Origin of the sequence: Bradyrhizobium sp. LMTR 3, assembly GCF_001693485.1 — a bacterium.
In the GTDB taxonomy this organism is placed as follows: domain Bacteria; phylum Pseudomonadota; class Alphaproteobacteria; order Rhizobiales; family Xanthobacteraceae; genus Bradyrhizobium.
On sequence record NZ_MAXC01000043.1, the window covers coordinates 111,428 to 136,135 of the forward strand.

Consider the following 24,708-nt stretch of genomic DNA (forward strand, 5'->3'; position numbering starts at 1 on the left):
CGCGAGAGCTTTTGCGACCTGGAGGCAGCCTCTGTTCCCCGGACGCTGCGCAGCTCCAAGAGCGCGTTTACGCGCGTCTTCAACGCGCTATGGCGGTGCGCTGCAGATCCGGGGCCCATGCAGGCAGGTACCGAAACTCCGCCCTCATGAGTGGCTAAAGCTGGTGAGCAGTATTCGTTGAGCCGCGGATGGACAATCAGTGCTTTCGCGCGGCGATCACGGCTTACGGCGGGTGACCGCTGTGATGCTCAGTCCGGCCGCTTGAGGGCGGCGACGGGGACTGTCGCCTTGTTGCCGGGGGGACGCGAATGGTCCTTGTCCTTGCGGCTCAGCATTTCCCGCAGGTAAGCCACGTTGGCGGCGGCCTCGTCGGCGGGCAGATCGCCCTTGGCGATGGCCTCGGCTTCGGCGAAACGGCCCTGCAGGCCGACGACGAGCGCGAGGTTCTGCCGCACCCTGGCGTCGGCACGCGGATTGGAATAGGCGCGCCGCAGCGTTTCCTCGGCTTGCGGCAGTTCCCGCGTCAGCATGTAGGAGAGGCCGAGATTGGACAGCACCGAGGGCTCTTCCGGCACGATCTTCAGCGCGCTCGCGTAATAGCGGCGGGCCTCTTCGTGCTTGCCCATCTTGTCGAGCGTGGTGCCCTGCACCGAAAGGATGCGCCAGTCGGGATTGGCGGGGGTGTGGGCGCGGCTGAGCACGTCGAAAGCAGCCTGCGAATTGCCGTTGTCGGCGAGCGCGCGGCCGTAAGCAGCGAGCAGCGTCTTATTGCCGGGATGGGCGATCGTGGCCTGTTCGAGCACGGCAGCGGCCTGTGCCCGCTGGCCGGTGGCGCGGAGCGCCTGGCCATACCCCAGAGCCGCCTCGGCATCCTTGGGATTGGCGCGGTAGCGCTCGCCATAGACCTCGGCCGCGCGGCGCGGATCTTCGGGAGCGGCGTCAGCCTTCGATGAGGACGAACCCAGCGATCCCGTGACATCGGACATGGTCTTGCAGCCGCCAAGGCCCGCGGCCAAAACCGCGGTTACCGCGGCTGAGGTCAGGAACCGGGCAAGAGATCCGGCGTAGCTGGACGATCGACGCATGGCACTCCAACTCACGGGAATGGCGGACAAATAGAGCCGTACCAGAAGGCAATAGACTGTTAACCCTAACGGCCGGTTAATTGGCCGTGCTATGCCAGCCAGACACGCCCCATTCTCCGCGAGACATGCATGCAATCGCCGTTCGAGACTGCGCCCATCGCCCCCGCCATTCCGATCACGTTCGCCACCAAAACCACCTGGAGCGCGATCGCCAAAGACCTTCCCGATCCGGCCCGGCAGTTTGCGCTCGCCAATGATTTTACCGCCAAGCCCGGCAAGTGCCTGACGCTGCCGGCGCCCGACGGGAAGATCGCGCAGGTCGTGTTCGGACTTGATGAAGAGACCGCCAAGTCGCGCGACCTGTTCCGTCCCGGCGCGCTGCCTGGCCTGTTGCCGCCGGGCGTCTATCGTTTCGCCAACGCGCCGCACGATCTACGCCTGGCGACGCTCGCCTTTGCCCTGGGGAGCTACCGCTTCGGCCGCTACCGCAAAGCCGAACAGCCCGAGGTCCGGCTGGTGCCGCCCGACGGCGTCGATATCGCCGACATCGCGCGGATGGCGGAAGGGGTGGCGCTGGCGCGCGACCTGATCAATACGCCGTCGAACGACATGGGGCCGGAGCAACTGGCGGAAGCCGCGAAGGTATTGGCGGCGCGTTTCGGCGCCAGCTTCGACTGCATCGTCGGCGACGACCTCGTGCAGCAGAACTTTCCGCTGATCCACGCGGTCGGCATGGCCTCGGCGCGTGCCCCGCGCCTGATCGACCTGAGCTGGGGCGATCCCACCGCTCCCAAAGTGACGCTGGTCGGCAAGGGCGTCTGCTTCGATACCGGCGGGCTCGACCTAAAGCCGTCCAGCGGCATGCTGATCATGAAAAAGGACATGGGCGGCGCCGCCAATGTGCTGGCGCTGGCGCAGATGGTGATGGACGCAAAGCTGAAGGTCCGCCTGCGCGTCCTGATCCCCGCGGTCGAGAACGCAGTCGCCGGAAACGCCTTCCGTCCGCTCGACATCTTCAAGTCGCGCAAGGGACCTAACGTGGAGATCGGCAATACCGATGCCGAGGGACGGTTGGTGTTGGCAGATGCGCTGGCCTTGGCGGACGAAGACAAACCGGATCTGTTGATTGACTTGGGCACACTGACCGGCGCAGCGCGGGTGGCGCTTGGACCGGATTTGCCGCCCTTTTACACCCATGATGAGACGCTCGCCGAAAGCGTCGCAGCGCATGCGAAACGGGAGAACGATCCATTGTGGCGAATGCCGCTGTGGCCACCCTATGATTCGTGGCTGGATTCGAAGGTCGCCGACATCAACAACGCGCCGTCGGGCGGCTTTGCCGGCTCGATCACCTGCGCCTTGTTCCTGCAGCGCTTCGTCACCGATGCCAAAAGCTGGCTGCATGTCGATATCTACGGCTGGACGCCTTCCGCAAAACCCGCGCGTCCCGAAGGCGGCGAATGCCAGGCCGCACGCGCGATCTACAAACTGTTGAGCGAACGCTATGCATGATCCGCGCCTGACGCCGGCACGGCCCGAAATCGCCGCGAAATATCTCGAAGGTAAGGTAAAGGCCGCCCGCTATGTGTCCGGCGAGGAATTTTGCGTGTGTGAGGCGATCGCGCCGCTGTGGGAGCGACCTGCCGCGGGCGCCATGATGCTGACGCAGGCGCTGAAGGGCGAACGCATCACGATCTACGACCGCAATGGCGAAGGATTTGCGTGGGGCCAACTCGCGAGCGACGGCTATGTCGGCTGGATTCCGGATGCCGCGCTGGCAAAGCCTGCGGCCGCACCGACGCACAAGGTCACGGCGCTGAGGACCTTCGCGTTTCCGGGCCCCTCGATCAAGCTGCCGCCGGTCGAGACGCTGACGACGGGAACAAGGGTGACGGTCATGCGCGAAGACGGCGCGTTCGCCATTACAAGCGAAGGCTGGTATCTGCCGCGCCATCATCTCGGCAGCCTCGACGCGGTGGAAAAGGATTTCGTCGCGGTTGCCGAACGCTTCATCGGCACGCCCTATCTTTGGGGCGGCAAGAGCTCGCTCGGTATCGATTGTTCCGGCCTCGTCCAGGTATCGCTGAACGCCGCCGGCACCGGCTGCCCGCGCGATAGCGACATGCAGGAGGGAGGCCTCGGCCGGGCATTGAGTCCCGCCGAGATGACGAAGCTGCAGCGCGGCGATCTGATCTTCTGGCAGGGCCACGTCGCGATCGTTCGCGACGCCGACAGCATCGTGCATGCCAACGCGCACCACATGGCGACGGTGGTGGAGAGCACGCAGGAGGCTATTGCACGGATCAAGGCCGTCGGCAGCGAGGTGACCGCGATCAAGCGGCTGTAGCCTCGCACCGTCATTCCGGGGCACGCGCGTACGCGCGTGAACCCGGAATCTCGCTCAGGTTATCTCTGGATTCCGGGTTCGCGCTGCGCGCGCCCCGGAATGACGGTCAGGTCGCGGCCGCACCGCCCGGAACCGCCTCGATCCGGAACGCGGCAGCGAACAGGGCGCGGGTGTAGTCGCTCTTCGGGTTTTTGAACAGCTCCGCGGCCGGCCCCTCCTCCACCACCTTGCCGTGACGCATCACGATCAGATGGCTGGCCAGCGAGGCCACGACGCGCAAATCGTGCGAGATGAACATGTAGGTCAGATCGCGCTTGCGCTGCAGCTCGCGCAGCAGGTCGACCATCTGCGCCTGGAACAGCATGTCGAGCGCGCTGGTCGGCTCGTCCAGCACGACAAAATTCGGCTCCAGCACCACCGCGCGCGCAATCGAGATACGCTGGCGCTGGCCACCGGAAAATTCATGCGGATAGCGGAATCGCGTCGCCGGATCGAGACCGACGTCTGTGAGCGCCTTGACGACGCGCGCCTCGCGCTCTTCACGCGACAGCGACCTCTGATGCACGCTCAGGCCTTCGGCGACGATATCGCCGACCGACATGCGCGGGCTGAGTGCGCCGAACGGATCCTGAAACACGATCTGCATGTCGCGACGGTGCGGCAGCATGGCCTTGAAGCGCAGGCCCTGGATGTTGTTGCCGAGGAACACGATTGGGCCGTCGGAGGAAATCAGCCGGAGCAGCGCGAGACCCAGTGTGGTCTTGCCCGAGCCGGATTCGCCGACGACGCCGAGCGTCTCGCCCTTGCGGACCGCGACGCTGACGCCATCCACAGCCTTGATGTGGCCGACGGTCGAGCGCAACAGCCCGCGCTTGATCGGAAACCAGACCTTGAGATTGTCGGCCGACATCACCACCGGCTCGTTGGGCCGCGGCGGCGCCGGATCGGGCTTGGGCTCGGCCGCGAGCAGCGCGCGGGTATAGGCGTGCTTCGGCGCGGTGAAAACCTGTTCGACCGGCCCTTGCTCGACGATCTTGCCCGAATTCATGACGCAGACCACGTCGGCGATGCGGCGGACGATGCCGAGGTCATGGGTGATGAACAGCATGCTCATGCCGAGCCGGGACCTGATCTCCGCGAGCAGCGCCAGGATCTGGGCCTGCACCGTGACGTCAAGCGCGGTGGTCGGCTCGTCCGCGATCAGAAGGTCCGGCTCGTTGGCGAGCGCCATCGCGATCATGACGCGCTGGCGCTGGCCGCCGGACAATTGGTGCGGATAGCTCTTCAACCTGGTTTCGGGATCGGGAATGCCGACCTGCGTCAAGAGCTCGAGCGTGCGCGCCCGCGCCATCTGCCCGCCGATGCCGTTGTGCAGGGAAAGAATCTCGCCGATCTGCGCCTCGATCGTGTGCAGCGGATTGAGCGAGGTCATCGGCTCCTGGAAAATGATCGAGATGTCGTTGCCGCGGATCTTGCGCATCTCGTTTTCCGACGCGCGCAAGAGATCGCTGCCACGGAAGCGGATGTGGCCTGAGGGATGCGAGGCGCTCGGATAAGGCAGCAGTCTCAGGATCGACAATGCACTGACGGATTTGCCGGAGCCGGATTCACCGACCAGCGCCACGCATTCACCGCGCTTGACGGAGAACGAGACACGATCGACCGCAAGCGTATCGCCGAACGCCACCGAGAGGTCGCGGACATCGAGCAGAGGCTGGTTGATGGCGTCCATGCGCGAGCCCTTACCGGAACGTCTTGCGTGGATCGAAGGCGTCGCGCGCGGCTTCGCCGATGAAGATCAGCAGCGACAGCATGATCGCGACCGAGAAGAAGCCGGTGAAGCCGAGCCACGGCGCCTGCACATTGGCCTTGCCCTGCGCCAGCAATTCGCCGAGCGACGGCGAGCCGGGCGGCAGGCCGAAGCCGAGGAAGTCGAGCGCCGTCAGTGTCATCACCGATGACGACACGATGAACGGCAGGAATGTCATGGTCGCCACCATCGCGTTCGGCAGCAGATGGCGGAACATGATAACGGCGTTGGAGACGCCGAGCGCGCGGGCCGCCTGGATATACTCAAAATTGCGCCCGCGCAGGAATTCGGCGCGCACCAGGCCCACCAGCGACACCCAGGAGAACAGCAGGAGGATGCCGAGCAGGACGAAGAAGCCCGGCGGCAACACCGCTGAGATGATCAGAAGCAGATAGAGCGAGGGGATCGCAGTCCAGACCTCGATGAACCGCTGGAAGGAGAGATCGATCCAGCCGCCGAAATAGCCCTGCACACCGCCGGCGGCGATGCCGATGATCGAGGAGATAATGGTGAGCGTCAGCCCAAACAGCACCGAGATGCGAAAACCATAGATCAGGCGGGCGACCACGTCCCGACCTTGATCATCGGTGCCGAGCCAGTTGTATTCGAGGTCGCTGCAGCCCGTGAGACCCTTCCTCTGCACGACCTCCTTGCATTGCGCTTCCGTCAACATCCAGGTTGGCGGGGACGGCGCCGGCGTCGGCAGGTCGAGGTTGTGGGTGGCGTAGGAATAACGGATCAGCGGCCAGACGATGGTGCCGCCCTTGGCCGCGATCTGCTTCTGCAGGTACGGGTCGCGATAGTCCGCGGCGGTCTCGAAGTCGCCGCCGAAGGTAGTTTCGGAATAGCTGACGAACGCCGGCCAGTAGAGATGGCCGTCATACTTGATCAGGAAGGGCCGGTCGTTGGCGATCAGTTCGGCGAACAGCGAAACCACGAACAGGATCGTGAAGATCCAGAACGACCAATAGCCGCGCCGGTTGGCCTTGAAGTTCTGCCAGCGGCGGCGGTTGAGCGGCGAAGGCGCAAAAACATGGCTTACGACCGGAACCGCCGCGCCGAGCGGCGACTGCGTCGAGGTCTCAACCGGTTGGCGTGCGGTGATCGTCATCAGACCTCGCGAGCCTCGAAATCGATCCGCGGGTCGATCCACATGTAAGTGAGATCCGAGATCAGATTGATCAGGAGGCCGACCAGCGAAAAGATAAACAGCGTGCCGAACACCACGGGATAGTCGCGATTCAGCACGCTCTCGAATCCGAGCAGACCAAGGCCGTCGAGCGAGAAGATGGTCTCGATCAGGAGCGAGCCGGAGAAGAAGGCGCCAATGAACGCGCTCGGGAAGCCCGCGATCACGATCAGCATCGCATTGCGAAAGATGTGACCGTACAGCACCTGCCGCTCGCCGCAGCCCTTGGCGCGCGCGGTCATCACATACTGCTTGCGGATCTCGTCGAGGAACGAGTTCTTGGTCAGCAGCGTCATGGTGGCAAACGCCCCGAGCGCCATCGAGATCAGCGGCAGCGTGAGGTGCCAGAAATAGTCGATGATCTTCCAGTACCAGGGGAATTGCGACCAGCCGTCCGAAGTCAGTCCGCGCAACGGGAAGATGTTGAAGAAGGAGCCGCCGGCGAACAAGATAATCAGCAGGATCGCGAACAGAAATCCCGGGATTGCGAAGCCGATAATGATCACCCCCGAGGTCCAGGTATCGAACTTCGTTCCGTCCTGCACGGCCTTGCGGATACCGAGCGGGATCGAGATCAGATAGGTGAGCAGCGTCATCCATATCCCGAGCGACATCGAGACCGGCAGCTTTTCCTTGACGAGCTGGATCACGCTGACGTCGCGGAAATAGCTCTTGCCGAAATCGAAGCGCGCGAAATTCCACACCATCAGCAGAAAGCGTTCATGCGCCGGCTTGTCGAACCCGAACTGCGCTTCCAGCTTCTTGATGAAATCGGGATCCAGTCCCTGCGCGCCGCGGTATTTTGAATTGACGGCGTCCGCCGCCGCGCCGACCTGGGGCCGCGAACCGAAATCGCCGCCGGAGGAGCCCGACACGCGGGAGGAGCCACCAGTATCGGCGCCAGATAGCTGCGCCAGGACGCGCTCGACCGGGCCGCCGGGGGCAAACTGCACAACCACGAAAGATACGAACAGGATGCCGAGCAAGGTCGGTATCATCAGGAGAATGCGACGGGCGATATAGGCGGTCATGTATTATTTCGCCTGCTCGAGCTTGGCAGCCTTGGCGGCGTCATACCACCAGTTCTCCGGCGCACCGGTGCCTTGCGTGTAGCGCGCCGGCTTTTCCGGATGCGCGAACACGTCCCAATAGGCGATCGGATGATTGGTGCGATACCATTGCGGCACCCAGTAGCGGCCGGCGCGGAACACGCGGTCGAGCGCGCGGCAGGCGATCGTCAGATCGGCACGCGTTTCAGCGCCGATGGCCTTGTCGACCAGCGCGTCGATCGCGGGGTTCGCCACGCCCGCCAAATTGTACGATCCCTTGGTGGCGGCGGCGTGCGACGTGAAGTACGGCCGCAAGCTGTCGCCAGGCGTCGGCGACATGCTGAGGCGCATCACCGTCATATCGAAGTCGAAGGACTCGACCCGCGCGCGATACTGCACGGCGTCGATCAACCGGATGCTGGCCTCAATGCCGAGCTGGCCGAGATTCTTGATGAAGGGCGCATGGTGCGGCTGAAACGACGGCTCGTCGAGCAGGAATTCAATCGTAAAGACCTCGCCGTTCGGCAACAGCCGCTTGCCATCTTTGACGGGGAGTTTTGCCTCCTGCAGCAATTGCTGCGCCTTGCGCAGCAGCTTTCGGTCCTGGCCCGATCCGTCCGACACCGGTGGCACGAACGGCTCGCCGAACACATCGTCCGGCACCTGTCCGCGGAATGGCTCGAGCAGCTTCAGCTCTTCCGGCGAGGGCAGTCCGGTCGCCACCATGTCTGAATTCTGGAACGGAGAGGCCGTGCGCGCATAGGCGCCGTACATCACCGTCTTGTTGGTCCATTCGAAATCGAACGCATGGATGATCGCTTCGCGCACCTTGGGGTCTTTGAACTTGTCGCGACGGGTGTTGAAGAACCAGCCCTGCCCGCCCGACGGCAGTTCATCCGGCAGGGTCTCGCGCTTGACGCGGCCGTCCTTGATCGCCGGAAAGTCGTAACGCGTCGCCCAGATGCGCGCGGTGAACTCCTCGCGATAGAGGTAATTCTTGCCGGTAAAGCCTTCGAACGCCACATCGCGGTCGCGATAGAACTCGTAACGCACTGTGTCGAAATTGTAACTGCCGCGGTTGACGGGAAGATCGGCCGCCCACCAATCCTTGACCCGGTCAAATTCGACGTAGCGGTTTATCTCGTATCGCCCGACCTTGTACGGCCCCGAGCCGAGCGGAATGTCCGTGGTCGACTCCTCGAACGGACGCGTCGCGTAATAGGCCTTGGAGAAGATCGGCAGGCCCGCAACATAGAGTGGGACGTCACGCGCACGGTTCGGCGCAAAGGTGACGGTCACCTTCTCGTCGTCCTCCGCCTCCGCCTTCACGAAGTCGCGGAGTTGCACCATGATCAGCGGATGGCCCTTTTCCTTCAGTGTGTTCAGCGAGAAGGCGACATCATGCGCAGTCAATTTCGAGCCGTCATGAAACCGTGCCTCAGGGCGCATCGTGAAGCGGTAGGTCAGCTTGTCGGGCGAAATCCAAACCGACTTGGCGGCAAGGCCGTACACCGCGTCGGGCTCGTCGGTCGCACGCGCCATCAGCGCCGCAAAGGTCAGCTCCATGCCCTTCGCGCCTTCGCCCTTGAGGATGAAGGCGTTGAAGGAATTGAACGTATGGAAGGATTGATTGTAGGCGCGGGTCGACGGGATCGAGGAAAACACCCCGCCTTTCGGCGCTTGCGGATTCACGTAGTCGAGATGCTTGAAGTCAGCCGGGTATTTCAGGTCGCCGAACACCGACATGCCGTGCATCTCGGCGCCGCCATTGTCGGCAGCGGCGGTGCGAAATCGGCTGGCGCAGAGCGTACCGATGCCGAGGCCGAGCGCGTGCCGACGGGTGATTAGCGCCATGCGCGATTCCTTCAACTGCGCCTGCCGATCTTGGCTGCCTTGTCGGCATCGTACCACCATAGCGATGGGAAGCCCGACAAGCCGTACTTCGGCAATTCGGACGGCCTGCCGAAGCGATCCCAACGCGCGGTGCGGACCTTGGGATAATTCCACTGCGGCACGACATAGTGATTCCAGAGCAGCACACGATCGAGCGCCCTCGTCGCCGCAACAAGATCTTCCCGGCCCTTGGCATAGATCAGCCGCTCGATCAATTTGTCGACCGCGGGATTCTTGATGCCGATGATGTTGCGCGAACCTGCCATGTCCGCCGCCTGCGAACTCCAATACTCGCGCTGTTCATTTCCGGGTGACAACGATTCCGCCCAAGAGGAGACGACTACATCGAAATCCCAGCTACGGAGCCGGTTTTCATACTGTGTCGGATCGATCGTGCGCACGCTTACATTGATACCTAGCCGCTCCAAAGAAGGTTTGAAAAACAGCATGACCCGTTCGAAGGTTGGGTCTGCACCAAGCAATTCGAGCGTAAATGGCGCTCCCGTCTTGCTGTCGACCAGCTTGCGCTCGCGCACCTCATAGCCGGCTTCCTTGAGCAGGCGCAGCGCCTCACGAAGATTTTCGCGAACCGCCTCGGGACTGCCGCCGACCGGATTGGTATAGGGCTTGGTGAACACTTCGGGCGGCACTTCCGCGCGGACGGCCTCGAGTATTTCCAACTCCGTGCCTTGCGGCAGGCCGCTTGATGCCAGTTCGGTGCCGTCGAAATAGCTGCTGATGCGCTTGTACTGACCGAAGAAGATCTGCTTGTTCATTTCCTCGAAGTCGAACGCAAAATTCAGCGCGCGACGCACCCGCGGATCCTTGAACTGGTCACGCCGGACATTCAGCGCGAACGCCTGCATGATTCCAGAACTGCGGTTCGGAAACTCCTCCAGTAGCACGCGCTTGTCATTGACGGCCGGAAAGTCGTAGGCCGTCGCCCAGTTCTTCGCGCTGTTTTCGGTTCGCCAATCGACCTGGTCGCCCTTGAACGCCTCGAGCGCGACCGTCGAGTCCCGGAAGTATTCCAGACGCAGCTCATCGAAATTGTTGCGGCCGACATTGGTGCTGGAATCGCGCCCCCAATGGTCGTTCACCCGCTCCAACGTTATCGTCCTGCCTGGGACAAACTCCTTGATGCGATAGGCACCCGAGCCCAGCGGCCTCTCTAGCGTCGTCGCACCGATATCACGCTTGCGACCCTCGCTGTCGGTGCCCTCCCACCAATGCTTCGGCAAGATCGTGAGTTGTCCGACGATCAGCGGGAGTTCGCGGTTGCCGGGCGCGTCGAAGCTGAATTTTATGTTGCGATCACCGACCTTTTCAGCTTTCACCACATGGCGATAATAGGCCGAATACTGCGGATGATGTTGCTTGAACGCATTAAGGGAGAAGATCACGTCGTCGGGCGTGACGGGATTCCCGTCATGCCATTTCGCCTCTCGCCGGAGGCGATAGGTCACCCAGGAGAAATCCTCGGGGTGGCTGACGGCTTCGGCCAGTTCGCCGTACTCGGTCGAAACCTCGTCCAGCGACTGCGTCATGAGAGATTCGTAAATCAACTGAACGCCGCCTGCGAGCGAGCCTTTGACGCCGGCAACCACTAGGTTGAAGTTGTCAAACGTACCGATCTGGATCTGACGTACGGTGCCGCCCTTCGGGGCCTCCGGATTGACATAGTCGAAGCGCTTGAAGTCTGCCGGATATTTGATTTCGCCGAACAGCGACAGAGCATGTCGAAAGGCTGGTTCGCCCGCGCCGGATTGTGCGTGCGCGACCGAAATTGCAGGGGTGCCCGGGGTAAGTCCCAGCGCAGGGGCCAGGGCAGCAACCGCGCCGCCCTGGAGAAGATGTCGTCGGGTAATTGCCAAGTGCAGAATTCCTGTTGCTGACGCCGGTATCCGTTCTGTCGAAGTCCGCGGCGGCCCCAGACGCGAACCGCGCAAACACGGGGCGGAGTTAGTGAGGACCCAATATAAGGCAAGGGTTCGACGAATTACGTTGCTTTTTCCTCATGATAGCAGCTTGGGAACACCGCCGCTGCGGCGAATAGTCCCGGTAACAACTCCGACAACAACGATGCGATCCCGCATAGCGAAACGGCCAGGCAATGCCTGGCCGCCATCGAAGTCCCTGCAGGACTGACGAAATATCAATTCGCCGCTGTCGGAAGCGGAGCCGGGTTTTCCGAGAGACTGCGCAGATAGGCGATCACGTCGGCGCGCTCGCTGTCCTTCGGAATACCGGCAAAGCCCATTGCCGTGCCCGGAACGAAGGCCTTGGGGTTGGCGAGGAACTTGTTGAGGTCCTCATAGGTCCAGGTGCCGCCCTTGCCCTTCAAGGCGGCCGAGAAGTTGAACCCGCCGCGTCCCTGGCCCTTCGGCTCGTTCAAGACGCCGTACAAATTGGGCCCGACGCGGTTGGGGCCGCCCTTTTCGAACGTGTGGCAGGCGGCGCACTTCTTGGCGGCGGCGGTGCCCTTCTCGACGGACGCGGTCTGCAAAAGCTTCTCGATCGGCTCGGACGGCGCGGCGGCTTCCTTGGCTGCACCGTGAGAGGTGTCTTCCTTCACGGCGATCTCGAAGCCCGGCTTTTCCGGTTTCGCGGGCGCAAAAATCGCCTGGGCGGCAAAGCTCGTCACCAGAAGAAGAATGCAGGTGCCAAGGACGGCACCGAGAATCTTGTTGAGTTCGAAGGAGTCCATAACGGATCAGGCTCCAGGCCGGAATGGTCGACTGAAGGCCGGCAGAACGGCCGCGGGTGGGCGTGAGGAATCAGCCTTTCGCGCCGCACCCTCAGCAGGGGTTGAGATATCGGTTTGCCCGGGCTCTGGCAACCCGTATAAACGCGCCGAATTTCGTCCCATCCCCATCAAAACCAGCTATCCCGCCGGGCCTTCAGACGATGACCGATTCCCGTATTTTGGTGCTGATTCCCGCCCGGATGGCGGCGACCCGGCTACCGGGCAAGCCGCTGCTGGATATCGCCGGCCTGCCGATGATCGTGCACGTGCTGCGGCGGGCGGAAGAAGCCAAAATCGGCCGGGTCGCGGTTGCGACCGACACGCCGGAGATCGCCGACGCGGTGCGGGCTGCCGGCGGCGAGGCGGTGATGACCGGTGCCTCCCACGCTTCCGGCTCCGACCGCATCCACGAGGCCATGCTGGCGCTCGACCCGGCCGGCAAGGCTGAGATCGTGGTCAATTTGCAGGGCGATTTCCCTACGATCATGCCGGACACCATCCGCGCCGCGCTGCCGCCGCTCGACGACCCCGCGGTCGACATCGCGACGCTGGCCTCGCAGATCCACACCGAGGAGGAAGACCGGGCGCCGAGCGTGGTGAAGGCGGTCGGCTCGCCGATCGGCCCAAACCGGCTGCGTGCACTGTATTTCACCCGCGCCACCGCGCCTCACGGTGACGGTCCGCGCTACCACCATATCGGCCTCTATGCTTACCGCCGCGCCGCGCTGCAGCGGTTCGTGGCCTTGCCCCCCTCCCCGCTGGAGCAGCAGGAAAAGCTCGAACAGCTCCGAGCGCTGGAAGCCGGGATGCGGATCGACATCACCATCGTCGATAGCGTGCCGCGCGGCGTCGATACCCCGGCCGACCTCGAAACCGCCCGCAACATACTAGCCAAGGCCTGATCGGCTGCTAAAAGGCCCGCCAGGAAAGACAACATGACCAAAAAGCTCAAAATCGCATTCCAGGGCGAGCCTGGCGCCAATTCCCATATCGCCATCGTCGAGGCCTATCCGGACGCCGAGCCGTTGCCCTGCGCGACCTTCGAGGACGCGCTGTCGGCGATCGCCTCGGGCGAGGCCGATCTCGGCATGATCCCGATCGAGAATTCGGTGGCGGGGCGCGTCGCCGACATCCATCATTTGCTGCCGGCGTCCGGTCTGTTCATCGTGGGCGAATGGTTCTTGCCGATCCGCCATCAATTGATGGCCCCGAAGGGGACAAAGCTCGCGGACATCAAGACGGTGGAGAGCCACGTCCATGCGCTCGGCCAATGCCGCCGCATCATCCGCAAGCTCGGCATCAAGCCGATCGTCGCGGCCGACACCGCCGGCAGCGCGCGCGATGTTTCCGAACGCAACGACAGAAGCGTGGCCGCGATCGCATCCCGCTTGGCGGCACAGATCTACGGCCTCGATATTCTCGCCGAGGACGTCGAGGACGAAGCGCACAACACCACGCGCTTCGTGGTGCTGGCGCGCGAGGCCAACTGGGCGAAACAAGCCTCGGGCCCGCTGGTCACCACTTTTGTTTTCCGGGTGCGCAACCTGCCCGCCGCACTCTACAAGGCGCTCGGCGGCTTTGCCACCAACGGCGTCAATATGACCAAGCTCGAAAGCTACATGGTCGACGGCAATTTCTTCGCCACCCAGTTCTATGCCGACGTCGACGGCCATCCCGACGACAAGGGTCTCGCCTTTGCGCTGGAGGAACTGAAATTCTTCTCGCGCGAATTCCGCATCGTCGGCGTCTACCCGGCCCACCCTTTCCGCGCGACGTTTAGCGAGAAGCTTGATTAGCCTCTCTCGTGTCCCGGACGCGGCGCAGCGTGCAACGCTGCTCCGCAGAGCCGGGACCTATCTTGCCACGGACGCTGGGCCCCGGCTCTGCAGCGCACCACGCCGCAAAAGGGCGGCGCGCTGCGCTGCGTCCGGGGAACGGAGAGTCTTTACGCGGCGACTTTCTTCGCCAGCCCAAAAGCCTCAGCCAAGAGACTATACGACTTCTTCCGCGCATCGTGGTCGTACACCGCGGTGATGACCATCAGCTCGTCCGGCTGGCTTGCCGTAATCATCGGCTGCAGCTTCGCCATGATGGTTGCGGGGCTGCCGACAAACAGGCGCGAACGGTTGCGCATGACCGAGGCGCGCTCGGCGTCGGTGTAGTCATAGGCCAGCGCTTCCTCGACGCTGGGCAATGGCAGGTATTGCCCGCGATCGCGGCGCAGGCGGTTGAGGTCCATCGAGGAGGCGAGCTTCTCAGCCTCCGCATCGGTCTCGGCGGCGACCGCCGCAACGGCGAGAATGCCGTGTGGGGTTTCCCGCCAGCCGGACGACTTGAAGTGGCTGCGGTAGTTCGTCATCGCTGCAATCGCGTCGTATGAAGCAAAATGGTGCGCGAACGCGAAGCCCATGCCGACTTGCGCCGCCAATTCCGAACTGTAATCGGAGGAGCCGAGCAGCCAGATCGGCGGCAGCGGCGTGTCGTCCGGCATCGCCACCACATTGTTGTAGGGGTGGCCGGCCGGAAAGCCGCGGGTCTCCCACAACACCAGTTCGCTCAGCCGTTCGAGAAAGTCGTCGCCCTCGCGGCGGTCGAGCCGGCTGCGCAGCGCATGCGCGGTCGCCCCATCGGTGCCGGGTGCGCGGCCGAGGCCGAGATCGATGCGACCGGGAAACAGCGCCTCCAGCATCTTGAAGCGCTCGGCCACCACCAGCGGCGCATGGTTGGGCAGCATCACGCCGCCGGAGCCGACGCGGATGTTTTTGGTCACCGCGGCGATCTGCCCGATCATCAAATCAGGCGCGGGGCTCGCCACCGACGCCAGATTGTGGTGCTCGGCGAGCCAGTAGCGGACGTAGCCGAGCCCATCGACATGACGCGCGAGATCAATGCTGTTCTGCAGCGCGGCGGCGGGTCTTGTGCCTGTGGTGACGACGGAGAGGTCGAGGACGGAAAGCGGGATCATGGCGTTAAGCTAATGCGACAAGCGAAGCCGACAAAGGCCTGGCCGGCGCAGAGCAGGCCCGCGCTTGTGGGGAAAGGAGCGCCACATCGCAGCACTGAAGTGGGACAAAATGTGACAAATTCGGAAAATTATACTGTTGCCCACTACCAAGCACGCCTCTTTTTACAGGGAACCTTCTTACCAATCGTTGTATTTGCTGTATAAATTAGCATGAGCTTCGGCCCACCCATACCTTCTACCAAGGTACAAATTTCACATATTTTATATGAATTGGGATACTTCCCATCCCCAATGGGCTGTTTGGTCCACCCGGTTTCGCTTATTTTAGCGCATCGCTACGGCTGACGTCCGCCCATCGTTTCGGAGCTCTGTGAAGTGCCATGACCGAGGTTACGCCCCCCGCTTTCGACGGCCATCGCGCGCTGCATTCGCCAAAGATCTCCTTTGAGTTCTTTCCGCCCAAGACCGAAGAGATGGAGCGGAGCCTGTGGGAGGCCATCAACCGGCTGGCGCCGCTTGCCCCCAATTTCGTCTCGGTGACCTATGGCGCCGGGGGATCGACCCGCGAGCGGACCCATTCGACCATTGCCCGCATCCTGAAAGAGACGCGGCTCACGCCTGCCGCGCACCTAACCTGCGTCGGCGCGCCCAAGGGCGAGATCGACGACGTGGTGGCGCGCTATCATGAGATCGGCGTCCGCCATATCGTAGCGCTGCGCGGCGATCCCACCACCGGCATCGGCACCGCCTATCGCGCACACCCCGACGGCTACCAGAGTTCGCCAGACCTGATCGCAGGCATCAAGAAGCGCTTTCCCGATATCGAAATCTCGGTGTCCGCTTATCCGGAAAAACATCCGGAGAGCCCGACGATCGACGCCGACATCGATACGCTGAAGGCCAAGGTCGACGCCGGCGCGGCGAGAGCGATTACGCAGGTGTTCTTCGATAACGATCTCTACTTCCGTTACCTCGATCGCGTCCGCGCCCGCGGCATCGATATTCCGATCGTCCCCGGCATCATGCCGATGCACAATTTCAAGCAGGCGCGGAGTTTTGTGACCCGCGCCGGCACCACGGTGCCAGACTGGCTGGCGGACAAGTTCGAAGGCCTGGATGACGATGCAGAGACCCGTAAGCTCGTCGCCGCCACGGTGGCCGCCGGCCAGGTGCAAAAGCTCGCCAAGCACGGCGTCGAGACCTTTCACTTCTACACCATGAACCGCGCGGACCTGGTGTTCGCGATCAGCCATCTGCTGGGCATCCGCCCCAATGGCGCACAGAAAGCCGCCTGATCCGATGAGTGTTTCGATTCCGAAGGTTTCGCCGAAGCGAACCGCCCTGCTCGCCGCCGCCCGCGAACGCATCCTGGTGCTCGACGGCGCCATGGGCACCATGATCCAGGGACTGCAGTTCGACGAAACAGCGTTTCGCGGCGAGCGTTTCAAGGACTTCCATCGCGACGTCCGAGGCAACAACGACTTGCTGATTCTGACGCAGCCGGAGGCGATCGAGGACATCCACGCCGCGTACTTGCGCGCCGGCGCCGACATCGTCGCGACCAATACATTTTCGTCCACCTCGATTGCACAGGCCGACTACGACATGTCGGACCTCGCCTATGAACTGAACCGTGACGGCGCAAAACTCGCCCGGGCCGCCGCCGAGCGTGTTTCGACCGAGGACGGCAAGCCGCGCTTCGTTGCCGGTGCGCTCGGCCCCACCAACCGCACCGCGTCGATCTCGCCCGACGTTTCCAATCCCGGCTATCGCGCCGTCACCTTCGACGATCTGCGCAAGGCCTATGGCGAACAGGTCAATGGCCTGCTCGACGGCGGCGCCGACCTGCTGCTGGTCGAAACCATCTTCGATACGCTGAACGCCAAGGCGGCGCTTTACGCGATTTCAGAAATCACGGAGGAACGCGGCATCGACGTGCCCGTGATGATCTCCGGCACCATCACCGACAAATCAGGCCGCCTGCTGTCGGGGCAATTGCCGGAAGCATTCTGGAATTCGATCCGCCACGCCAAGCCGATCACCGTCGGCTTCAACTGCGCGCTCGGTGCGGAAGACCTTCGCGCCCATATCGCCGATATCGGCCGCGTCGCCGACACGCTGGTTTGCGCCTATCCGAACGCCGGCCTGCCCAACGAATTCGGCCAGTACGACGAGACACCGGAATACATGGCGCGGCTGATCGGTGAGTTCGCCGAGGCGGGTCTCGTCAACATCGTCGGCGGCTGCTGCGGCACCACGCCGGACCATATCGCCGCGATTGCCGCCGCGGTCGCTCCGCATAAGCCGCGCATCGTGCCCATGATCGAGCCGCGGCTGCGGCTGTCGGGGCTGGAGCCGTTCGAACTGACGCCGGCGATTCCGTTCGTGAACGTCGGCGAGCGCACCAACGTCACGGGCTCAGCGAGATTCCGCAAGCTGATCACCGCGGGCGATTACACCGCGGCGCTGCAGGTGGCGCGCGACCAGGTCGAGAACGGCGCGCAGATCATCGACGTCAACATGGACGAGGGCCTGCTCGATTCCGAAGCCGCGATGGTGACGTTCCTCAACCTCGTCGCCGCCGAGCCGGATATCGCGCGCGTCCCTGTGATGGTCGATTCCTCGAAATTCCATGTGATCGAGGCCGGCCTGAAATGCGTTCAGGGCAAGCCGGTCGTGAACTCGATCTCGATGAAGGAAGGCGTGGAGAAGTTCATCCACGAAGCCCGCATCGCGCGCCGCCATGGCGCGGCCGTCGTGGTGATGGCGTTCGACGAGATCGGCCAGGCCGACACGTTCGCGCGCAAGACCGAAATCTGCAAGCGCGCCTACGATATCCTGGTCAACGAGGTCGGCTTTCCGCCCGAGGACATCATCTTCGACCCCAATATCTTTGCGATCGCGACGGGCCTCGAAGAGCATAATAATTACGGCGTCGACTTCATCGAGGCAACGCGCTGGATCCGGACGAACCTGCCGGGAGCGCACGTCTCCGGCGGCGTCTCGAACCTGTCGTTCTCGTTCCGCGGCAACGAGCCGGTGCGCGAGGCGATGCACTCGGTATTTCTGTATCACGCCATCCATGCCGGCATGGACATGGGCATCGTCAATGCCGGCCAGATGATCGTCTATGACGATATCGATCCCGAGCTGCGCCAGGTGTGCGAGGACGTCATCCTCAACCGCGACGCGAGCGCGTCCGAGCGGCTGCTGGCGCTGGCGGAAAAATTCCGCGGCAAGGAGAAGCAGACAAAAGAGCAGGACCTCGCCTGGCGCGAGTGGCCGGTCGAGAAGCGGCTGAGCCACGCGCTGGTGCACGGCATAACCGAATTCATCGAGGAAGACACCGAGGCCGCTCGGCTGACGGTCGAACGCCCGCTGAACGTGATCGAGGGCCCGCTGATGGCCGGCATGAACATCGTCGGCGACCTCTTCGGCGACGGCAAAATGTTCCTGCCGCAGGTGGTGAAGTCGGCGCGCGTGATGAAGCAGGCGGTCGCCTATCTGATGCCGTTCATGGAAGAGGAGAAGGCGCGCAACCTCGCCAATGGCGTCACCGGCGACGGCCGCAACGCCGCCGGCAAGATCGTGCTGGCGACGGTGAAAGGCGACGTCCACGACATCGGCAAGAACATCGTCGGCATCGTCCTGCAATGTAACAATTTTGAGGTGATCGACCTCGGCGTCATGGTGCCCGCGACCAAGATCATCGAGACGGCGAAAGCCGAAGGTGCCGACATCATCGGGCTATCGGGCCTGATCACGCCCTCGCTCGACGAAATGAGTTTTCTGGCCGGCGAGATGGAACGGCTGGGCATGAAGATGCCGCTGTTGATCGGCGGCGCGACGACGAGCCGCGTCCATACCGCGGTCAAGATCGATCCGAACTATCCGGGCGGGCCGGTGGTGCATGTCAACGACGCAAGCCGCGCCGTCGGCGTCGCGTCGTCGCTGCTCTCGCCGGACAGGCGCGAGGCCTATGCCGCCGACATCCGCGCCGAATACGCCAAGATTTCGGCCGCGCATCTGCGCGCGCAGGCCGACAAGAAGCGGCTGAAGCTGGCGGATGCCCGCGCCAATGCGGTCAAGGCGGACTTTGTGAAAACGCCGCCGAAGAAGCCATCGTTCCTGGGGTTCAAGAATTTTGACGCCTATGATCTGGCCGAACTTGCCGAATACATCGACTGGACGCCGTTCTTCCAGACCTGGGAACTGACCGGGCGCTTCCCGGCCATTCTCGACGATCCCAAGATCGGCGAGGTCGCCCGCTCGCTCTATGACGACGCACGCAAGATGCTCGACCGCATCATCAAGGAGAAATGGTTCACCGCGCGCGCTACCATAGGCTTCTGGCCGGCCAATGCGGAAGGAGACGATATCGCGGTTTATGCCGACGACCGCCGCAAGCGGAAGATCGCGACCTTCCATACGCTGCGCCAGCAGTTGGAGAAGCGCGAAGGCCGCTTCAACGCCGCATTGTCGGATTTCATCGCACCTGCGTCGTCGGGCGTATCAGATTACATCGGCGGCTTTGTCGTCACGGCAGGAATCGGCGAGGACGCAGTCGCCGACCGCTTCAAGAACGCCAATGACGACTACTCCTCGATCCTGTGCAAGGCGCTGGCCGATCGCCTCGCCGAAGCCTTTGCCGAGCGGATGCACCAGCGCGTCCGCAAGGAGTTCTGGGGTTATGCGCCCGACGAGGCGCTGAGCTCCGACCAGTTGATCCTGGAGCAATATGCCGGCATTCGCCCGGCGCCCGGCTATCCGGCGCAGCCCGATCACACGGAGAAGGCGACGCTGTTCCGCCTGCTGGATGCGGAAAACACCGCCGGCGTGAAGCTGACCGAGAGCTTTGCGATGTGGCCGGGCTCGTCGGTGTCGGGGCTTTACTTCTCCCATCCCGAAAGCTTCTATTTCGGCGTCGGCAAGATCGAGCGCGACCAGGTCGAGGACTATGCCGCGCGCAAGGGCATGAGCGTCGCCGAGACCGAACGCTGGCTGGCGCCGGTGCTGAACTACATTCCCTCGCAGGAGCAGGCCGCTTCGAAAGAGCCGGCTCCGATCGCGGCCGTCCCCGCCAACGACGAGACCTCCAAGGATTTGGCCTCGCACCCGCCGGGCTGCGCCTGCGCCGTGCATCTGGCCTGGCGGAAGAAGGCAGTGGGGGCCTGACAAGCACTTTCTTCCCTTCTCCCCTTGTGGGAGAAGATGGCATAGGCGACCTTTGGCCGCCGTCACTTAGAACGCCGATGCTTCGCATCGGCTACGGCGCCGGATGAGGGGTTGTATCCGCGGAGAGAACCCCTCACCCGTCTCGAATGAGCTTCGCTCATTCGATCCACCCTCTCCCACAAGGGGAGAGGGGAAGAGAGACGGAGGCCCCATGAAATTCTTCTCCTTCTGGCCATCGCTGGCGAGTTTTCGCGTTCGCATCGCGCTCAATCTGAAAAATGTTCCGGTCGAAGTGATCTTCGTCGACCTCGACGCCAACGCACATCGCGATCCCGAGTATCGCCGGATCAACCCGCAGATGGCGTTGCCGGCGCTGGTGGAAGATGACGGCACCACGCTGTTCCAGTCGCTCGCCATCCTCGAATATCTCGACGAGAAATATCCCTCCCCGCCGCTGCTGCCTGCCGACCTCGCCGGCCGCGCCCGCGTCCGCGCGCTGGCGCTGATGGTGGCGTGCGAGGGCCACCCGCTGCTGACGCCGCGGGTACGGCGCTATCTCGATCACGAGCTGAATCTGCGCGACACGCAGCAGGCGGCGTGGCGGAGGCACTGGATCGCCGAGACGCTGGCGGCGCTGGAAGGGCACCTCGCTGATAACAAGGACACCGGAAAATTCTGTCATGGCGATGCGCCGACAATCGCCGACATCTGCATGGTCGGCCATGTCACCGCCGCGCTGAACCAGCAGGTCAATCTGGCGACCTATCCGACCGTGAAGCGCATTTTCGAGACCGCGATGGCGCTGCCGGAATTTGAAAAAGCACATCCGCTGGAGCAGCCGGATACGCCGGAGGCGATGCGGGCGAAGGCCTGAACGCGAGGCTGCCACCGGGCGGCGCGACTCCCCGGACGCGCCTCACCCGTCCTGAAAAAATCGCGAAAACAACCCCATGCAAAGTGGGATTGGGCCTGCGGCTCGCGCGCGTGCGAGCGCAGCCGTAGGGTGGGCAAAGGAGCGTAGCGACGTGCCCACCATTCTCTCGGCATAGAAGTTGGGCACGCGGAGCCTGTCATCGGGCGCGCATTCGCGCGACCCGGTGGCTTTGCCCACCCTACAACAGCAACCACTCACCCCTTCGGCGGGGCCAGCGGCTGCACGATTTCCTTAAACGCCGGCAGCGCCTCGCAAGCGGCGGAATGCGCCTTCAGCGCCGAATAGCGGGCGTCGAACAGCGCGGGGTGCGCCTCGCCGACAAAACGCAGCACGCAGGCCACCGCGATGTCGGCATGGCCGGCGCGCTCGCCGAACCAGTACGGCGTCTTCACCGCTGCGCGCTCCTTCTCCAGCACCTCCAGCACGCCCGCGATCTGCGACTTGCAGCGCTCGACCCAGAGATCGAGCTGCTCCTTGCGCAGCACGCGCTCGTACAGCAGGCTGACGCCCTTGTCGCCGAGCCCCATCGCCAGCGCGCAAATCCGCAAATGCCGCCAGCGCGCCTCGCCGCCGCGCGCGATCATCGCTTTCTCGGGCCCGACGCGATCGTCGAGATAATCCAGGATCATCGCGCTCTCGATCAGCGCCTCGCCACTGTCCAGCACCAGTGTCGGCACCCGCCGCAGCGGATTATAGGGCGCGATCTTGTCGGCATCGCCGAAGGTCGACCACGGCTTGTGCTCGAAGACGATGTCATAGAGCCGCATCGCGATGGCGACGCGGCGGACGAAGGGGGAGTCGAATTGGCCGATCAGGATCATGCTAAACTCGTCATTGCCGGGCTTGACCCGGCAATCCATCCCCTTCGAAAAGATTTTCCGAAGATTGATGGATGCCCGGGTCAAGCCCGGGCATGACATGCTGGGTCGGGGTTGCGCTGCACACCATCCTAAGTACGCTGGTCAGTAATGCAACCCACGAGTCATGTCATGCGCCCGCGGCTAATCCTCCTCGAGGTGTTTTGAGAAATGCTCTGATGACGCCCCACATACAAGTCGTCATGCTCCGCGAAAGCGGAGTATCCAGTACCGCTGCGGCGGCTCGGTTCTGTCGCATCGTCTCTGGAATACTGGATCCCCGCCTTCGCGGGGATGACGACCGAGGATGAGGATGCGCTACTGATTCACTCAATCACCGGCACATGCCGCGCGACGTCGCGCGGAGCAGTGCCGTCGAGACGTGGGTCGTCACCGCTCACGATCTGCCGGCGAAAGGGACGAAAGCCCGAACGTTGATAAAACGCGAGCGCATGCGGATGGTCGAAGGTGCAGGTGTGCAGCCAGACGCGGTTGATCGGCCGCGACCATGTGAGCTCCAGCGCGCGGTTCATCAGCCAGCGGCCAGCACCGGAGCCGACCAGTTTTGCGGTGACGCCGAACATGCCGATCTCACAGGCGCCGGCTTCGCGGAAATTCAGCTCTAACAGGCCCTCGTCGCGGCCGTTATCGACCAGCGCGTAGACTTCGAGCTGCGGCGAATGGAGCCGCGCCGCGAGTTCGGCGTCGGGCATCTGTGTTCGCGAGAACCACAGCCATTCCTCGCCGACGCGACGATAGAGATCGCGAAACCAATCGAGCGGCGGCATCTCCACCCGACGCAGCGACCATGCGCCGGCGGGATCGGAACGCGGCGCAGGCCGTTCAGTCATCTCCAGATGCGTGACGACAGCAGCGATCTTGCCGGCAGCGATGTCGGAGTAACCATCAGGCTCTATCAACTGACATCACTCCCCTTCATCGCTTGCCAGCACGCCCTTCACCGCCCTCGCCCAGCCGGCGAGCTTGCGCTCGCGCGTCGCCTTGCTCATCGCCGGCTTGAAGCGATGTTCGAGCCGCCAGTTGTCCGCGAACTTTGCGGGCTCGGGGTAGACGCCGGCGTTCAACCCGGCGAGATAGGCGGCGCCTAACGCTGTGGTCTCCTGGATCTTCGGCCGGTCGACGGGTGCATCCAGCAAGTCGGCGAGGCGCTGCATGGTCCAGTCGGACGCCGTCATGCCGCCGTCGACGCGGAGCACGATGTTGGCGGCGGTTGCGTCCGGCCAGTCGGCGCGCATCGCGGCCCAGAGGTCGAAGGTCTGGTAGCAGACGCTTTCGAGGGCGGCATGCGCGAGTTCGGCCGGGCCTGTGTTGCGCGTGAGGCCGAACAGCGCGCCACGTACGCGCGGATTCCAGTACGGCGCGCCGAGGCCCACGAAGGCCGGCACCAGATAGACGCTTTGCATGGAATCGGATCTGTCGGCGAGCGGGCCGGTTTCGGACGCCTGCTTGATGATGCCGAGGCCGTCGCGCAGCCATTGCACCGCGCTGCCGGCGACGAAGATCGAGCCTTCGAGGGCATAGGTGCGTTTGCCGTTCAATTGATAGGCGATGGTGGTGAGCAGCTTGTTTTTGGAGGCCACCGGCGTCGTGCCGGTGTTGAGCAGCGCAAAGCAGCCGGTGCCGTAGGTCGACTTGATCATGCCGGGCGTGAAGCAGGCCTGGCCGATGGTTGCGGCCTGCTGGTCGCCGGCAATGCCTGAGATGGCGATCGGGCCGCCGAACAAGCCGGGCACGGTTTCGCCGAACTTTGCGGAGGAGTCCTTGACCTCGGGCAGCATCGAGCGCGGCACGCGCAGGATTTTCAGGAGCTCGTCGTCCCAGTCGCCGGTGTGGATGTTGAACAGCAGCGTGCGCGAGGCGTTGGTGGCGTCGGTGACGTGCACCTTGCCGCCGGTCAGCCGCCACAGCAGGTAGCAGTCGACGGTGCCGAACATCAATTCGCCGCGCCCGGCGCGTTCGCGCGCGCCCGGCACGTGATCGAGGATCCAGGCGACTTTGGTCCCCGAAAAATAGGGATCTATGATCAGGCCGGTCTTGGCCGAAATCGTGGGCTCGTGGCCTTCAGTCTTTAATTTGGCGCAGATGTCGGCGGTGCGGCGATCCTGCCAGACGATGGCGCGGTGCACCGCCTGCCCCGTGGCGCGGTCCCACACCACCGTGGTCTCGCGCTGGTTGGTGATGCCGATCGCGGCGATGTCTTTCGCATTAAGGCCGGCCTTTTCCAGCGCCTCGCGGCAGACCTGTAACGTCGAGATCCAGATGTCCTCCGGCTCGTGCTCGACCCAGCCCGACGCTGGAAAATGCTGCGGGAATTCCTGCTGCGCCGTGGCGGCGATGGAAATATCGCTGCGGAACACCATGGCACGTGAGGACGTGGTGCCCTGATCGATGGCCAGCACAAAGGACATGACGTTGCTTCCCCGAAGGATTGTTGGTTGCGGAGAGGCAATCCGATTGGGAGGCGAAGGTCAAGTTGGGAAGCTTGCCGCGCGTTCGGTGCGCTCCCTCTCCCGCTTGCGGGGGAGGGTTGGGGTGGGGATGCCACCGCAGGCGATGGCGCTAGAGATTAGCAAGAGCGGCGTGCTTTAATTTAGAGTCGGTCTCGCGGAGAGACCCCCACCCGCCTCGCTTCGCTCG

The 24,708-nt window shown here is 63.4% G+C and carries 18 protein-coding genes; 7 read left to right on the top strand and 11 right to left on the bottom strand.

Features of this window, described 5'->3' with window-relative positions; translation table 11 throughout:
* Window positions 1-248: 248 nt before the first annotated feature.
* Window positions 249-1,085, bottom strand: coding sequence for a tetratricopeptide repeat protein (locus LMTR3_RS24120; RefSeq protein ID WP_065747495.1), 837 nt, complete (start codon window positions 1,083-1,085; stop codon window positions 249-251).
* Window positions 1,086-1,214: 129 nt separating this feature from the next.
* Between LMTR3_RS24120 and LMTR3_RS24125 the strand changes: the two genes are divergently transcribed.
* Window positions 1,215-2,597, top strand: coding sequence for a leucyl aminopeptidase family protein (locus LMTR3_RS24125; RefSeq protein ID WP_065747496.1), 1,383 nt, complete (start codon window positions 1,215-1,217; stop codon window positions 2,595-2,597).
* On the top strand, window positions 2,590-3,432 hold the full coding sequence (locus tag LMTR3_RS24130; protein ID WP_065747497.1) for a C40 family peptidase: 843 nt from the start codon (window positions 2,590-2,592) through the stop codon (window positions 3,430-3,432). The genes LMTR3_RS24125 and LMTR3_RS24130 overlap by 8 nt, the downstream gene beginning before the upstream one ends.
* 106 nt (window positions 3,433-3,538) lie before the next feature.
* Here the strand turns inward: LMTR3_RS24130 and LMTR3_RS24135 are convergent, their stop codons facing one another.
* The 6 genes from LMTR3_RS24135 to LMTR3_RS24160 all read right to left on the bottom strand — a co-directional run bounded on the left by LMTR3_RS24135 (window position 3,539) and on the right by LMTR3_RS24160 (window position 12,080).
* The gene (locus LMTR3_RS24135; protein ID WP_065747498.1) at window positions 3,539-5,164 is read right to left on the bottom strand and encodes an ABC transporter ATP-binding protein; all 1,626 of its coding nucleotides are present in this window, start codon (window positions 5,162-5,164) and stop codon (window positions 3,539-3,541) included.
* A 10-nt stretch (window positions 5,165-5,174) separates the two neighbouring features.
* Window positions 5,175-6,353 (bottom strand): ABC transporter permease, encoded by a 1,179-nt coding sequence (locus LMTR3_RS24140; protein WP_065747499.1) that lies wholly within the window; start codon window positions 6,351-6,353, stop codon window positions 5,175-5,177.
* On the bottom strand, window positions 6,353-7,462 hold the full coding sequence (locus LMTR3_RS24145; protein WP_065747500.1) for a microcin C ABC transporter permease YejB: 1,110 nt from the start codon (window positions 7,460-7,462) through the stop codon (window positions 6,353-6,355). The genes LMTR3_RS24140 and LMTR3_RS24145 overlap by 1 nt, the downstream gene beginning before the upstream one ends.
* A gap of 3 nt (window positions 7,463-7,465) precedes the next feature.
* Window positions 7,466-9,334: an extracellular solute-binding protein gene (locus tag LMTR3_RS24150; RefSeq protein WP_065747834.1), complete on the bottom strand. Its 1,869-nt coding sequence runs from the start codon at window positions 9,332-9,334 to the stop codon at window positions 7,466-7,468.
* Window positions 9,335-9,345: 11 nt separating this feature from the next.
* Window positions 9,346-11,247, bottom strand: coding sequence for an extracellular solute-binding protein (locus tag LMTR3_RS24155; RefSeq protein ID WP_065747501.1), 1,902 nt, complete (start codon window positions 11,245-11,247; stop codon window positions 9,346-9,348).
* Window positions 11,248-11,528: 281 nt separating this feature from the next.
* Window positions 11,529-12,080 (bottom strand): c-type cytochrome, encoded by a 552-nt coding sequence (locus tag LMTR3_RS24160; protein WP_065747502.1) that lies wholly within the window; start codon window positions 12,078-12,080, stop codon window positions 11,529-11,531.
* A 200-nt stretch (window positions 12,081-12,280) separates the two neighbouring features.
* Here LMTR3_RS24160 and LMTR3_RS24165 point away from each other — a divergent pair, with 200 nt between their 5' ends.
* Both LMTR3_RS24165 and LMTR3_RS24170 read left to right on the top strand, forming a co-directional pair.
* Window positions 12,281-13,021 carry a 3-deoxy-manno-octulosonate cytidylyltransferase gene (locus tag LMTR3_RS24165; RefSeq protein WP_065747503.1) on the top strand — a complete coding sequence of 247 codons (741 nt, stop codon included), beginning with the start codon at window positions 12,281-12,283 and terminating at the stop codon, window positions 13,019-13,021.
* A gap of 33 nt (window positions 13,022-13,054) precedes the next feature.
* Window positions 13,055-13,915, top strand: a complete 861-nt coding sequence (locus LMTR3_RS24170) for a prephenate dehydratase (protein WP_065747504.1) — start codon at window positions 13,055-13,057, stop codon at window positions 13,913-13,915.
* Between the two features lie 149 nt (window positions 13,916-14,064).
* Here LMTR3_RS24170 and LMTR3_RS24175 read toward each other — a convergent pair whose 3' ends face one another.
* Window positions 14,065-15,084: an LLM class flavin-dependent oxidoreductase gene (locus LMTR3_RS24175; protein WP_065747505.1), complete on the bottom strand. Its 1,020-nt coding sequence runs from the start codon at window positions 15,082-15,084 to the stop codon at window positions 14,065-14,067.
* Window positions 15,085-15,464: 380 nt separating this feature from the next.
* On the opposite strand from LMTR3_RS24175, the gene metF reads away from it, so the two are divergent.
* From metF to maiA, 3 genes are all read left to right on the top strand, one after another.
* Window positions 15,465-16,379 carry a methylenetetrahydrofolate reductase [NAD(P)H] gene (gene metF, locus LMTR3_RS24180; RefSeq protein ID WP_065747506.1) on the top strand — a complete coding sequence of 305 codons (915 nt, stop codon included), beginning with the start codon at window positions 15,465-15,467 and terminating at the stop codon, window positions 16,377-16,379.
* 4 nt (window positions 16,380-16,383) lie between these two features.
* Entirely contained in the window at window positions 16,384-20,259 is a 3,876-nt protein-coding gene (gene metH / locus LMTR3_RS24185; protein ID WP_065747835.1) for a methionine synthase, read from the top strand.
* A 211-nt stretch (window positions 20,260-20,470) separates the two neighbouring features.
* The gene (gene maiA, locus LMTR3_RS24190; protein WP_065747507.1) at window positions 20,471-21,133 is read left to right on the top strand and encodes a maleylacetoacetate isomerase; all 663 of its coding nucleotides are present in this window, start codon (window positions 20,471-20,473) and stop codon (window positions 21,131-21,133) included.
* Between the two features lie 254 nt (window positions 21,134-21,387).
* Here maiA and LMTR3_RS24195 read toward each other — a convergent pair whose 3' ends face one another.
* The 3 genes from LMTR3_RS24195 to glpK form a co-directional block, all read right to left on the bottom strand.
* Window positions 21,388-22,014 carry a glutathione S-transferase family protein gene (locus tag LMTR3_RS24195; RefSeq protein ID WP_065747836.1) on the bottom strand — a complete coding sequence of 209 codons (627 nt, stop codon included), beginning with the start codon at window positions 22,012-22,014 and terminating at the stop codon, window positions 21,388-21,390.
* Window positions 22,015-22,376: 362 nt separating this feature from the next.
* Complete coding sequence (locus LMTR3_RS24200; RefSeq protein WP_065747508.1) at window positions 22,377-22,970, bottom strand: GNAT family N-acetyltransferase; 594 nt, start codon at window positions 22,968-22,970, stop codon at window positions 22,377-22,379.
* A 6-nt stretch (window positions 22,971-22,976) separates the two neighbouring features.
* Window positions 22,977-24,479 carry a glycerol kinase GlpK gene (gene glpK, locus LMTR3_RS24205; protein ID WP_065747509.1) on the bottom strand — a complete coding sequence of 501 codons (1,503 nt, stop codon included), beginning with the start codon at window positions 24,477-24,479 and terminating at the stop codon, window positions 22,977-22,979.
* Between the last annotated feature and the right edge of the window lie 229 nt (window positions 24,480-24,708).